A 13,065-nucleotide genomic window follows, 5' to 3' on the forward strand; every position below is an offset into this window, starting at 1 on the left:
CCGCATGCCAGCTGACGATATGCGCCGGCCGCCACACATGCGTCCGTCCAAGGGTCAGGTCCGGCGCAGGCATCTGCCCTCGCTTCCGGTATGTCGCCACCGTGCCGACCCGCACCCCGAGGTACGCGGCGACGTCCGAGGTCGTCCACCACTCTGCGTCAGGGTCAGGTCTCGTCACTCCCGCCATTCTGCCTGGGTTAGGCGATCAACGCACCCATGCACCGGATCAATGCGAGCCACTATCCGTCTAAGACCCCCGCCCAGCGGTGGGCCACGCTGGCCCCCTTACTGAAGTTGCGTGGCGTGGCCCACCGCAATGAGCGGCAGCCGCCGTTGGGGTGTCGGTGGCGAGGGTGTGGTGGCATGGCTACAGCGGAGAAGTCCGGCGTAGGATGTCCATGTAGGAGGGGTTTGTGTCCTTATTTTGCCAAGCGCCAATTACGTGTTCAGTAAGGCGCGGGACGTCTTTTTCGACCGCGCTCTTCCACAAGGTGGAGTTGTAATCCCAGACGCGTAACGCATTGTCCACATCGAAAATCGGTCCAGTGCCGCGTGAGCGCACTAACACAACAGGCTTATTTACTGCCATTCGAATGCCGAGTTCGAACAGCACGTTCGGGTTGTGCTCTGACAAGTCGGCAAGCACTAGGTCGGCATTTATGAGCTCATTCAAAAGGGTGTGGTGAATCAAGTCAGAGCCGTACTGGATTGCCGTCTTCACCTTAAACCCTGCATCTTGCAGGGCTGGCGTGAAAAGGTTCTCCAGCACCTCTGTAAAGTACCCCGGGGGGTGGTCTTCATGCCGCTCGGTGAACGGCATCGCAATGAAGCAAGTGAGCTCAGGCGTGGGACCTCCAGCGGGCGACGCCAAAGTGATCAATGCCGGCGGGGTGGCTGCAGCCTTGGGCGAACTCTTTGAAGAAGCTACGTCGAATTCCTCGCCGACACCGACATATCGGCAATTCTTCTCGAACAAGTCGATGAATTCGGCGTGGATTCGTGGGTCAATCTTCAGAGTATTTTGCAGCACGTTCGACAAGAAGCGTTCTTCAGGGAGTTTGCTGCCCTTATAATATTCTACGAGTTGACGGAAAGTGGCGACACTAAAGAATGCATCTAAAAGTGCTTGCCGTTCTTCGTCCTGATTCTCCGGATATACGACTCGCCTACCCAGACTCGTGAGCTTGATTGCGGGCGAATCTCGATTACCTTCAGTCAAGCCGAAGTCGCGAGACGCGTTCGTTAGATAGTAGTAATTTCCAGACTTGGGACCCAGGTTGAGTGCGGCAGCGATTTCCGCTGGGTCCCACGGGTTGCCGGCGTTGTGGTCTTTGATGGCATTCGGGATGCGCAGAGCTTGTTCAAGAGACCGACGAGGATAGGAACGGAAGATGTTGCCTTGGCCTCCCTTGGATCGTGATGGTGGCGACCCCCCCACTTCCCCATCCGCTTCGAATTGCTCGCTGCCTACAGGCTCATCCTCTGGCACACTGACCCCCTTGGCCCTTAGGTCGACGTCGCGGTCGTCGCATCTAGGTCTGCCAGCCGCGAGCTTACGAGCAGGCGTCCGCAACTTGAAGTCTCCTGTCGGCATGTCGTCACCACGCCATGGCACTTGCGGTCCTAGGCCACGATCATGTCGTGATGTGCTACAGCAACTAACCGCAGTTGCTGCGAGCTGTACCTATGTCGGCCGCAATGATCGGAGCGTTTCATGGATCGAACGGTGCCACCAATATCGGACAGCTCTCCGGTCGTTGCGCAAGGGTTGTGGAACGAGCCCGACGGACCAACGGCGGAGCAACCTGCGAGAATTCCCTATGTCGACATAGTGTTCGAACAGTACAAAGTGTTCGTGGAGATGGCGGACCGCCTGAGTTCCCGGCGAAACTTGACCAACACATTCTTTCTTGGACTCAACACCACGGCGATTACCGTTCTAGGGATCTTCTGGCAGAAGCAGCCGCTCGTTTCAGCCTGGTGGCTGCTCGCGCCACTGATTGCGCTACTTGTGCAGTGCGTCGCCTGGTATTGGCTAATGAGGTCCTATCGTCAGCTTAACTCGGCGAAGTTTGCGGTAATAGTACTGCTAGAAGAGAGGCTTCCGGCGGCTCCATTCCGAGCCGAATGGGAGTTGCTGGATAAGGGAGTGAATTGGAAGAGCTATCTCTCGCTAACCCATCTGGAGCAGGTAGTGCCCGTCGCCTTAGGCTTGACCTACATTGCGGCGTTTGTTCTGGCACTGTCTACCAATTAGTGGAGCGTTGAGCAGTAGCGCTGCCGCGTCTGCAGTGGCCGATGCTCTTTAGGTGGCCAGGGCAGGATGACAAGGTGGAGCACTCCTGTCGGACGTCCGGCACCCAGAGTGGGCATGCCACCTGGACGCCACTGGTGAGAACTTTCCATACGTCTTCAAGGCGGCCCTTCGGGCCGCGTCGTCCGGCCCCTGCCGGTTCCGCCTTATGCCTGCGGCAACGGCGGACCGGCAGTCGGACGCAAAGATGCCCTGCGCCGTTTGGAACTCGGCGCAGGGCATCGAGGATCGGTTGGGTCAGCCCGGCTCAGGCGCACCCGGCTCAGTGCGGTGTCGACTCATCTCGGCGAAGGCCAGTCGCTCAAGGCGTCGCTGGATCGCGCTTGGCTGCCGCTCGAAGGACGCGGCCAGCTCGTCAATGCTGCGGCCAGCCAGGTAGCCCTTCACCAGCGCCGAGTCAGCCTGACGTGTCCACTGGTCGTACGCCTGCGGGTGACGCTGCCGGATCGCGGCGATCCCAGACGGTTGACCCTTGGGGCCGGCGCCCGTGTCGGCCAGGTCGTAACCGTCCTCCTCGGCCGGCGGGTCGTAGACCCACTCGGGCTCGCCCCGCTCCTGCTCGTTCCAGTCCGGTTCATCCATGACTATCAAGGTAACGACCTGAACGTGAGCATGGAAGCACAGATCGTGACGAGGACTCACCTGGGCGGCCGGACCGGCAAGAGCCTCGCCTCCGGCGGGCAGGGCCTCCGGCCCTACGACCCGGGGATGGCCTCCGGCGGCCGGGGCTACTCGCCCCGAACCCTCGGCGACTCTGGGATGCCTCGGCCGCGACCGGGGGCCCGTCGCCCACCAGAGGCCACCAGACCGCGCCGACCTGGTCCAGGTCGTACGTCCAGTGGGGCGCTCCACCTGGACCAGGTCGGCGCGGCCCGGCAGGGCGGAGCCTGCGCGACGGGATGCCGGTACCGGCTTGTAGCGGAGTACTGGGGACTTACAGTCCATACAGGACGGCCTGCTCTCTGAGCGACAGCCCGTCGCGCCGGTCACCCGTAGAATCCACACCCAGTAAGCAGCGGCATGCCGACCCGTGAAGTTGAACCGGAGGAGGACGAGGCGTGAGCTACGAGGACGACGGCTGCGTGGCGTACGTACCCGTGAAGGTCTACGACAGCGGACTAGCAGTCCCGTCAGGGACCAAGTTCTACACTGACCGGGAACAGACGCAGGCGTACGTCGACTGCTTGAACGCGAAGGCAAAGGCAGAAGGTGACGACGCCAGTTTCCGCGTTGGAGGTCTCGCGCCGCTTCGCGACGTCCCGATCGGCCGCGACTACACCGGACCGTTTCACTCCATGACCGACGACTGCTCCGAGGGTGACCAGTAGGTAGGAACCGGTCGGGGACCAGCCGGGGACCACACGTCTGCCCCGGACCGCAACGGACAGCCCAACCGCCGACGATGTGCCGTCGGGCAGACCGTTGCTGACGTGTGTGGATGCGTACCGCGACGTCCTGGGGGTCAAGGGGTCGTCGGTTCGAATCCGGCCGTCCCGACAAAGAAAAAGCCCTGACCAGCGGGAACACTGGTCAGGGCTTTGATCTTCTTCGATGGAGATTTGAACCGCCCCCCGAAAACCCCCCGTTTACGCGGTGCGGCAACCAAGTTCGTCACCGGTGTGCATCGTTCTCTCCTGGCGACGATCCTTGGCTGCTCGGGTGGCTGCCGAGCCGTTCGAGGATGCCGGACACGTCTGGGGCTTGTACCGGCTTGGCGATGTAGTAGGTGTCGGTGACCTCCTCGCTGGAGTGCCCGAGTTGCGCTGCCGCGCTCTTGGTATCGATCTCCTCCTTGATCAGGGTGGCGACGGTCTTTCGGAAGGTGTGCGGGGTGACCCAGTCGAGGTCGGCTTCGGCGCGGGCCTGGCGCCACTGACGGCGGACGTTGTTGGGTGAGAGCCAGGTGCCTCGTCGGGAGGCGAAGATCGCGTCGTGGGGGTTGTCCGCGGCGGTGAGTTTGCGGGCCATGAGCATGCCGACCGCGAACCGGGGGAGGACGACCCTCCGGTAGCCGGCGTCGCTCTTGGTCCAGGGCTGTCGGAAGAAGCCCTGGCTCTTGATGAAGACCAGCGTTCCGCAGATCGTCAGGGTTGGTCGTTCGGCGGCGAGGTCCAGGTCCTCCCAGCGGAGGGCCAGGATCTCGCCGATACGGGCGCCGGTGGCGAGCATGAGGTCGACGACGTCGGCCAGGTCGCCGCTGTGCCGAGGCCCGGGCTTACCAGGGATCGGTCGCTGCCATTCGCGGATGGCCGTGCGGACGGCTTGGAGTTGCTCAGGCGAGAGGACGACGACGGTGCGGCGGGGTTTACGGAGCCGGCCGGTGTCGCGGACCGGGTTGGTGGGGATGGCGCCGTGGCGTACGGCCAGAGCGAACATCTGACTGAGTACGACCTTCACGCCTTTGGCGGCTGAAGGGCGGTCCTTGGCGATGTCGCGCAGGAACCGGTCGAGGCGTCCGACGCTGGCTTCCCGGATTCGGAGGTTGCCGAGGGCTGGCAGGATCGAGGTGCGGACGCTGGTCGCGTATCGGTGGATGGTTTGTGGCGCGATGCGTTCCTCGGCGGTGATCTCTTCGACCCACAGTTCGGCGAGGGCGCTGATGCGGGTTTCGCGGGTGATCTCGTCGTCGGTGGGGGTGGCGCGGTCGCGGAGTTTGACCTTCAAGGCCCGTTCGGCGGCGGGCCCGGTGGTGTCGGTGGCTTCGATGTCGCGGGTGATGCCGTCGTAGTCGCGGAACCGGGCGCGTGCCCGGAATCTCTTCGGACCGAGTTTCTCGATCCGGATTTTTCCGGAGGTGCCGATGGCCAGTTCAGGTCGGGCCATGGTTCACCGCTCCGCGTCGGTGTGGTCTTCGAGCCAGCGCTCGACCTCGTTGCGCCGGTAGCGCAGGGTGTTGCCGACGCGGATGGCGCGAGGGCCCTTGCCTCGGCTGTGCCAGGCGTAGAGGGTGTTCTTGGGCTTGCCCAACCAGGCCGCGAGGTCGTCGATGGTCAGGAGTGGGTCTGGTCGCCATTCGGAGGCGGCGGGGCCGTTCATCGCCGGTCCAGGACGTCGGTCGAACCGGGCTGCCAGCGGCGCGTCGTGCGGTTGGCAGTTGGCCTGCGTGCGTCGGCACGTGGTCTGAATTCCGGGCCGGTTCGGGGTCGGGGCGGGCATGGATCGTGCTTCCTTTCGTTGGCCCGGCGTTGTTGGGGCCGGGGGTGAACGGGGTCGTCGCTACGACCCGCGGGTGCGGCATCTGACAGCTGTGGCCGTCTATCCATCCGTTGTGTCCCCCAGGGGTCAAGCCAAGGGCTGGGCTCGTCTTCGAAGAGGCATTGCAGGCTCGGTGTCGATCGCGGACGGACGGCGTCCCCCTGGTCCTGCGGACGGCTGGATGGCGGGCAGAGGGCGTCAGTCGAGCCCTCGCTCGCCAGTTGCGAGACGCGGTGCGTCCCCGTACCGAGCTGGGTGTGGAAACGTGCGATCCGGGGCGCGGTGCTTTTGCGCCCGGTCATCTCGATGCAGATTGGGAAGTTCTGGAGTGTTCTCATCGTCAGTTGCCTTTCGGTCAGGCTGATGTGTGGGTTGGTGCTGGTCGTGGTCTGGGATATCCGGGCGCGTGGAACCGGTGACCTCCTTGCGTCAGAGGGCATGCGTGGCTGGCCCGCCGAGCAGAGAGGCTCGGCAGGCTGGCTGGATTGAATGGACGGCCCGCCGAGATCGGCGGGCCGTCATCTGTTGGAGCGCTGCCTGGTGCTCACGCCGGTGGCGCCGTCATTGGCCGGACAGCGGTGAGTCCCGAGGGTTGGCGCCGTTGTTTGCTCTGACGACTCGTCAGGCTGTGTGGCTGCTGCCCGCGAGTCGGCGCAATGCCTGCCCGGCGCCGGGGTAGGCGAGCCGCAATGTGTAAGCGGCGAGTTGGACGGCCCACCAGGTGAGGGCGACGAGGTAACCGACCAGCAGGGCGCTGCTGGTGTCGCTGGTGAAGACGATGGCGTAGCCGATGGCGAGGCCGGGGACCGTGATGGTGCGGGTGGTGCGGCTTCGGCTGGTGGTCAGGGCGGTGGCGATGCCGAGCAGTGCTGCTCCGGCGCTGCCGATGAGGCCGGGCATGCCGGTCAGGTCGACCGGTGGGGTGAGGGTGATCGCCGCGCGCATGAGGCAGATGCCGGTGGCGGCTACGGCGGCGGGCAGGGCCGCCGGAGGGGTGCGCGCGAGCCAGTTGGACAGTTGCGGAGCCGCGATGCGGGGAGCTGTGGCGGCGATGATCGCCGCGCAGGCGGCGAGGGGGAGCGCGGAGCCGAGGGTCCATTTCAGGTATGGCTCGTAGCCGAACTGGACGGCGGTGCCGGTGGCGAGGCCGTAGAGGGCGGCGGCGGTTGATCCGCCGACGGCGGCGGCGAGGTATCCGCGTCTGATGAGGTGGCCGGTGGTGGGTCTAGTGGTGGCTGCGTCGGTGGTGCCGGCGAGCCAGGTGGTGGGGGCGAGGTGCGCCACGGCGAATGCGGTGAGCATGGTGAGGGCACCGGCGATGCCCAGTTGAGGCAGGGAGAGGCGGACGCCGACGACCTGGACGGAGTAGGTCGTGACGATGTCCGCGGTGAGGATGGTCTGTAGGAGCACGGTGAGCGAGCAGACGCCGAGGATGATGGCGCTGGTCAGGTCACGGACGCGGAGCCGAACTCGTGGCAGTGCGGTGTCGTTGGCGGTGCTTGTTGTCTGGTGATGGGCTGCGGTGAGCGCGAGGGCGCCGTCAGCGAGGGCGTGGGAGTGACCGTCGAGGGCGATCGGAGTGTGCCCGGTGACGGCCACGAGGCGTTCCTGAAGGCCCGGGATTGCTCTGGCTTCCCGGTGGATCACGTGGCTGAGGTGCTGCTGGCCGATGTCGGCGGCGTCGAGGATGCCTTGGACGGCATTGGCGGCATCGTCGAGGAGGGGCTGCGCTGCGACGGTGACGTCGTCGCGGGTCAGAACGGCCGGTGGGCGGGGCGAGGGCAGGAGAACGGGTGCGCATTCCTGAGTTGAGAGGGCGGTCCTGGCCTGGCGGATGGACTCCAGCAGTGCCGCGTCGGCTGGCTCGGGTGCGGCCTCTCTTTCGGTGCGGTGTGAGGGATCGTCCGCGATGTTGCGGGTCAAGAGGTGCTGCGCGAGGTCTCGGTCCAGGTCGCGGCTCGGGCTCACCTGGCGGGTGGCGAGTTCCTGGTACCCGTCGCGGCTGGCTTGCAGGACGGTCAGCGTGATTGGACGCCGCTCGGCATCGCAGATCAGCAGACATGTGCCATCCGGGACGTGGCCGGCGGTCGCGTAAGCGGCGAGTGCTGCTGGCGCGGTGACCATGGCCGGTGCGGGCAGGCCCGCCCGGGCTGCCGCGTCGGTGAGATGCCCCCGTCGGCGTGGTCCCCAAGCGGATGGGATGGTCACGGTCAGAGCGGCGACCGGTACGGCGACTTGGCGGACTGCCTGGTCAGCCACATGCCACAGCTGCCCGGCGAGCAGCTGTACGGCGTCCACCGGCGGCTCGGCGTCAGCCGCGTGCAGGAGGTCCACCGGGTCTCGGATGAACTGGTGACCTACCGAGGGCTCCGGCAGCCCGTTGACGCCGGGGTGTAGTTGACCGGCGGGGTCGATCACGATGCCGTGCGGCATGACGATGCGGCCGTTGAGCAGGACGGGGATCCGGGTGCCATCGCGGTCGACGGTGGCGGCGATTGCCGACGACGTGAGATCGATCGATAGTCGCGTGCCCCCGCTTGGCATGCGAGGCAGTCTCTCCCGACCGGGGAGTGGATCGTCAACCACGTTCTCGTCCCGTGATCGATTGTGCGCGCATGGTGAGAATCCTTCCTGAAGAGATGGCCCTCGATGGGTATCGCCGTGTATGCGAGAGGAAAGGGATCTACCAAGCGGGGGGACGGACAGGATGTCGCAGCAATCCCCGGACAGCGGCAACCGGCTAGCCGAATACGCGCGTCCCACGGTGTACGTCCCGCCCGTGTCGACACCGCCGCGCCACACAGCGGGGCGGGTGTCCTCCGTGATCCGACCAGTCCGGGCCACCGTGTCCACAGCCGTGTTCCTGGCCGGGGTACCGACGTTGCTGGTGTCCCTTGACGGGAACCCCTTGCGGAGGTGGCCGTCGTGGACGCAGGTGGTGGCATGGTTCGATCAGCCGAACGAACGGTTCACCTCGACCGTCCTGGCCGGCGCGGCTGTGTGGGCGGTGTGGCTGTTGTGGGCCGTGCTCGCGCTGCTGCTGATCGCCGAGCTGATCGCGCTGGCGACCCGATGGCGGATCCCGGTGCTACGGCTTCCCGCACCACTGCACCGGCTCGTGTTCGGCCTGGCCGGCACCGCGGCGATCGCCGTCACCTCCGTCGGCCAACTGAACACCGGCGGCGTTCGACCACCGGCGGCCATCGACGCGGCCGAGGCAGTGGCTGTTCCTCAGCAAGCTCTCGCGCAGGGGCCGGCGCTGATTCAGGTCGGCAACACCCGTTACCTGTACACCGTCGAGCGACACGACACCCTGTCGAAAATCGCCAAGCAGTGGCTCGGTGACGCCGGCCGCTGGCCGGAAATCTGCCGCATGAACAAACACCGCCACTTTCCCCAGGTCGGCGGCACCCTGCGCGACTGCGACTTGATCTACCCGGGCTGGGAACTGCGCCTACCCGCCGATGCCCAACCCCCACAGACCGCCATCCCGGACCGCCGCCCGCCCTCACCGCGACCCGGCACCGTCGCCCCCTCCCCACCGCCGAGCAACCCGCCGGAAGCCCCGCAGACCACCGATCCACCCACACCGGACAACCACGAGACGGCCGCCACGCCCAGGAGCTCTTCGCCAACCACACCCACCGCACCGGATCCCGGGTCACCCACCGACGCTCCCACGCGGCCTTCGTCCTCGCCGGAAGCCGACGGCGCGCAACGCCCGCAGGACACCGACCACCAGCGGGGTCTGCAGCTGACCTCCGCGGAGTGGCTGCCCTGGTCCCTCGCCGCCGCCATCAGCGCGGCAGCTGCCCTGGTGTGGCGACAACGCCGGCGCCGCTACACCGGCGACCCCCACGACGATCCACCCACTCACCTGCCGCCTTCGGTGGCCGAGCTACGCCGTGCCGTGGCCCGGAACCCCGAACTCCCGCACTCCGACGACGGGGCACCACTGGCCGCCCTTGTCCCGCTGCCGCCCGGTGGCGTCGGCCTCGTCGGCGACGGCGCAGCTCCCGCCGCACGCGCCACCCTCGTAGCAGCGCTGGCTTCCGGCGACCCGCAACACCCCAACGCGCATGGCGAGGTCGTCATCGACGCCGCCACCCTCACCACGCTGCTCGGCACCGAAATGACGACCGTCAGCTCATGGCCGCGCCTGCATATCACCGACACCCTCGACGACGCACTCACCACGATCGAGACCCTGCTGCTGCACCGCAGCCGCCTTCTCGACGAACAGACGCTGACCGACCCCGACGAGCAGCAACAACCCAAGGCTCCGGAAGTAGAGGTTCTGTCTCCGGTCGTCCTCATCACAGAGACACCAGCCGCAGCAGCCGCAGCCCGCGTCAAAGCGGCTCTGGCCGCGGGCGCCAGCAGGCAGGTATTCGCGGTACTGCTTGGTGAGTGGCCCCCCGGCGTCACCATTGACGTAGCCCCAGACGGACGGGCCACCCTCATATCCGGTCGGCCAACCGAACCGCTACCGCCGCGCCTACCCGTGCTCGAACCCACCACAGCGATCCAGACCTTGACCACGCTGCGCGAAGCACAAACCGGCGAACCTCCAGCGACAACCTCGCCAGGCGTACCGGCCACGGTCATTGCCCTGCACGCCAGCCGGAACGACGCGGCATCTCAGGATCAGCCCGCGGCAACTGCAACTCCCTCCGCCGCTGTCGTCGGGAAGGCCCGACTTCGGGTGCTCGGCCCGCCGCGGATCGAGGACATCACCAAACCGGGACGGCCCCTGCGCGCCAAAGCCCTCGAACTCGCCGTCTTCCTGGCCTGCCACCCCGACGGCGTCACCACCCGCGACATCGGCGAATACCTCGAACCCGACGCCCGCCTCAGCCAAGCAGACCAACGCGTACACACCAACGCTTCGAACCTGCGACACGTCCTCGGCCGTGCCGGCACCGCCGAGACCAAAAACGCCTACATCATCAAAACCGCCGGCCGGTACCGACTCGACCCGACGACGGTCGACGTCGACGTGTGGACTCTCCGCGACCTCATGCGTCGCGCCACCATCGCCACCGGACTGCGCCGCCACGAACTGTTGACCGCCGCCTGCGAGCTCTACGACGCGCCACTGGCCGAGGGGCAGGACTACGAGTGGCTCCAACCCCACCGCGAGACGGTGCGCCGCTGGGGCACCGAAGCCCACCTACTCCTCGCCGAAGACCTGCTTAACCAAGACCCGCAGACCGCATCAGACCTGCTGAACAAAGCCATCGTCCTAGACCGGTACAACGAAGCCCTCTACACCAAGGCTATGCACGCCCGGCACGCCCTCGGCGATGCCGACGGCATTCGTACGCTTCTGCGCGCCCTGACGAGAGTGCTCGCCGACCTCGACGCCCAACCGAGCGAAGACACCATCGCCCTAGGGCCTGTGTCGAAGTCGGTGCCAGGGCTTGAGCCGGCTTGAGGATCTTCGGCGTGTCGGAGATCGAAAGTAGGCGAGGTCTCCGGTAGATGGTTCAGCGACCAAGCAGAACCTGAAAACCGGAGACCTCGTGGACACCCTAGCGGTGACGAGGCGGTTCGACCTGACCGACGTGCAGTGGGCGGTGCTGGAGCCGTTGCTGCCGACGCCGAAGCGGCCGGGTCGACCGTCGTCGTGGAGTAGGCGGCAGTTGATCGATGGGATCCGGTGGCGGATCCGGGTGGGTGCCCCGTGGCGGGACGTGCCACCGCAGTACGGGTCCTGGTCGGCGGTGTATGCCCTGTTCCGACGGTGGCAGCGCGATGGGACCTGGAAGAAGCTGCTCACCGCGTTGCAGACCCTCGCTGATGCGGCCGGGCGGATCACCTGGGACGTGTCCGTGGACTCCACCATCGCTCGGGCCCATCAGCACGCTGCCGGAGCGCGGAAAAGGGGGATCTGCAGGTCGAACCGCCTGGCGGGGTCAGCGTCGAGCCGGCAGACCACGCGCTCGGACGGTCCCGCGGTGGGTTGACCACGAAGCTGCATCTGGGCTGCGAGCAGGGACAGAAACCCCTCGCCATCGTGCTGACTGCCGGGCAGCGCGGCGACAGCCCGCAGTTCATCCCGGTCCTGACCGCCATCCGCGTTCCCCGCCTGATCCCCGGCCGGCCGAGAACACGACCGGACCGGGTCCTGGCCGACAAGGCGTACACCTCGAAGGCCAACCGGGCTTACCTGCGCCGGCGGGGCATCGCCGCGACCATCCCGAGCAAGGCCGACCAGGACGCGAACCGGCGGGCAAAGGGATCCAAAGGCGGCCGGCCACCGGCCTTCGACCCGCACATCTACCAGCAACGACACGCCGTGGAGTGCGGCATCAACCGCCTCAAACGCAACCGAGCCGTGGCCACCCGCTTCGACAAACTCGCCGTCCGCTACGAAGCCACCATCCACCTCGCCGCCATCAACGAGTGGCTGTGACCGACTTCGACACAGGCCCTAGGGCGTGTCCTGTCGATCATGGGAGCCAGATGACGGCAGCGATCAGGACGAGGCCGGCTCGGTAGAGGGATGCGCGTTTGGCGTATCGCGTTGCCAGGTCACGCCACTGCTTGAGCCGGTTGAAGCAGCGTTCCACGACGTTGCGCTTCTTGTAGATCACCTTGTCGAAGGCCGGTGGTCGCCCGCCGTGGCTGCCCTTGGCGGCCCGGCGAGCGACCTGGTCGCTGCGTTCCGGGATGACGTGCCGGATCCCGCGTTGTCGCAGGGCTCGCCGGGTCAAGTCATGTGCATAGCCCTTGTCCGCGATCAGCACCTCCGGTCGCTTGCGGGGCCGACCCGGCCCGGGTTCGTTGACGCGGATCGCGTCCAGCAGCGCCAACAGCTGCGGGTTGTCGCCGGCTTGGCCGGGGGTGAGCAAGATCGACAGCGGCCGTCCGCGTCCGTCGACCGCGAGGTGCATCTTCGTGCTCAACCCGCCGCGGGACCGGCCGATGGCCTCGCCATCTTGCGCACCAGGCGTCGCCGCACTTGCCTGGGCGCCCCCTTTTTGCGGGCGCCAGCGGCATGCTGGTGCGCCCGCACGATCGACGAGTCGATGCTGATCGTCCACTGCACCGGTGTGCCGTCATCGTGCACCTGCGCCGCCGCGAGGATCCGATCCCATGTCCCGTCAGCGGTCCAGCGGCGTAGCCGTTCGTGGCAGGTCTTCCACGGCCCGAAGCGTTCCGGCAGGTCACGCCACGGCGCACCCGTACGCAGCTTCCACAAGATCCCGTTGATGACCTGACGGTGATCCCGCCACCGCCCCCGAGCTCCGCCAGGTTCCGGTAGCAGCGGCGCGATCACCGCCCACGCCTCATCGGTCAACTCACCACGACGCACCACCGGCACATCGTCAACGATCAACCACTACATGATCGGCAGGACACGCCCTAGGCGGCGGGCACGCGCAACTCGTCCCGTCCTGCGGCCTGTTCCTCCCTTGTCCGGTCTGTGACTCCGTGCCCGGCGAACGGTGCATCAACGTGCCCGGTCATCCGCTGGCCAACACCACCCTCCACCCCCAGCGCGTCCAGTTGGCGGAGCGGGCGCTGCGGGGAGAGGTGCCACTGCCCTC

The 13,065-nt window shown here is 66.5% G+C and carries 10 protein-coding genes; 4 read left to right on the plus strand and 6 right to left on the minus strand.

What is annotated here, in order from left to right:
- Nucleotides 1-367 precede the first annotated feature (367 nt).
- Nucleotides 368-1,489 carry a hypothetical protein gene (locus tag MicB006_RS32510; protein ID WP_225980524.1) on the minus strand — a complete coding sequence of 374 codons (1,122 nt, stop codon included), beginning with the start codon at nt 1,487-1,489 and terminating at the stop codon, nt 368-370.
- 225 nt (nt 1,490-1,714) lie between these two features.
- Here MicB006_RS32510 and MicB006_RS27580 point away from each other — a divergent pair, with 225 nt between their 5' ends.
- The gene (locus MicB006_RS27580; protein ID WP_225980525.1) at nt 1,715-2,257 is read left to right on the plus strand and encodes a hypothetical protein; all 543 of its coding nucleotides are present in this window, start codon (nt 1,715-1,717) and stop codon (nt 2,255-2,257) included.
- 294 nt (nt 2,258-2,551) lie between these two features.
- On the opposite strand, the gene MicB006_RS27585 is transcribed toward MicB006_RS27580, so the two are convergent.
- The gene (locus tag MicB006_RS27585; protein ID WP_152037892.1) at nt 2,552-2,896 is read right to left on the minus strand and encodes a hypothetical protein; all 345 of its coding nucleotides are present in this window, start codon (nt 2,894-2,896) and stop codon (nt 2,552-2,554) included.
- A gap of 476 nt (nt 2,897-3,372) precedes the next feature.
- On the opposite strand from MicB006_RS27585, the gene MicB006_RS27590 reads away from it, so the two are divergent.
- Nucleotides 3,373-3,642: a hypothetical protein gene (locus MicB006_RS27590; RefSeq protein ID WP_116510030.1), complete on the plus strand. Its 270-nt coding sequence runs from the start codon at nt 3,373-3,375 to the stop codon at nt 3,640-3,642.
- 283 nt (nt 3,643-3,925) lie between these two features.
- Here the strand turns inward: MicB006_RS27590 and MicB006_RS27595 are convergent, their stop codons facing one another.
- The 3 genes from MicB006_RS27595 to MicB006_RS32640 all read right to left on the minus strand — a co-directional run bounded on the left by MicB006_RS27595 (nt 3,926) and on the right by MicB006_RS32640 (nt 8,053).
- Nucleotides 3,926-5,137 (minus strand): site-specific integrase, encoded by a 1,212-nt coding sequence (locus MicB006_RS27595; RefSeq protein WP_104115258.1) that lies wholly within the window; start codon nt 5,135-5,137, stop codon nt 3,926-3,928.
- Between the two features lie 3 nt (nt 5,138-5,140).
- Nucleotides 5,141-5,350 carry an AlpA family transcriptional regulator gene (locus MicB006_RS27600; protein ID WP_104115259.1) on the minus strand — a complete coding sequence of 70 codons (210 nt, stop codon included), beginning with the start codon at nt 5,348-5,350 and terminating at the stop codon, nt 5,141-5,143.
- A 780-nt stretch (nt 5,351-6,130) separates the two neighbouring features.
- Nucleotides 6,131-8,053 (minus strand): hypothetical protein, encoded by a 1,923-nt coding sequence (locus MicB006_RS32640; protein ID WP_104115260.1) that lies wholly within the window; start codon nt 8,051-8,053, stop codon nt 6,131-6,133.
- Nucleotides 8,054-8,447: 394 nt separating this feature from the next.
- Here MicB006_RS32640 and MicB006_RS27625 point away from each other — a divergent pair, with 394 nt between their 5' ends.
- A complete protein-coding gene (locus tag MicB006_RS27625; protein WP_225980526.1) occupies nt 8,448-10,946 on the plus strand; it encodes a LysM peptidoglycan-binding domain-containing protein in 2,499 nt (832 codons plus the stop codon).
- 103 nt (nt 10,947-11,049) lie between these two features.
- Nucleotides 11,050-11,927 (plus strand): IS5 family transposase gene (locus MicB006_RS27630; RefSeq protein ID WP_370013377.1). Its coding sequence is split into 2 segments (ribosomal slippage): nt 11,050-11,415 and nt 11,418-11,927, totalling 876 coding nucleotides; the frame shifts between segments, so codons are not numbered across the junction.
- Between the two features lie 37 nt (nt 11,928-11,964).
- Here MicB006_RS27630 and MicB006_RS27635 read toward each other — a convergent pair.
- A protein-coding gene (locus tag MicB006_RS27635; protein ID WP_225980853.1) for an IS5 family transposase occupies nt 11,965-12,830 on the minus strand; the annotation gives its coding sequence in 2 pieces (ribosomal slippage) (nt 11,965-12,497 and nt 12,497-12,830; 867 coding nt in all).
- Between the last annotated feature and the right edge of the window lie 235 nt (nt 12,831-13,065).

The organism is Micromonospora sp. B006 (assembly GCF_003408515.1).
Lineage (GTDB): Bacteria > Actinomycetota > Actinomycetes > Mycobacteriales > Micromonosporaceae > Micromonospora > Micromonospora echinospora_A.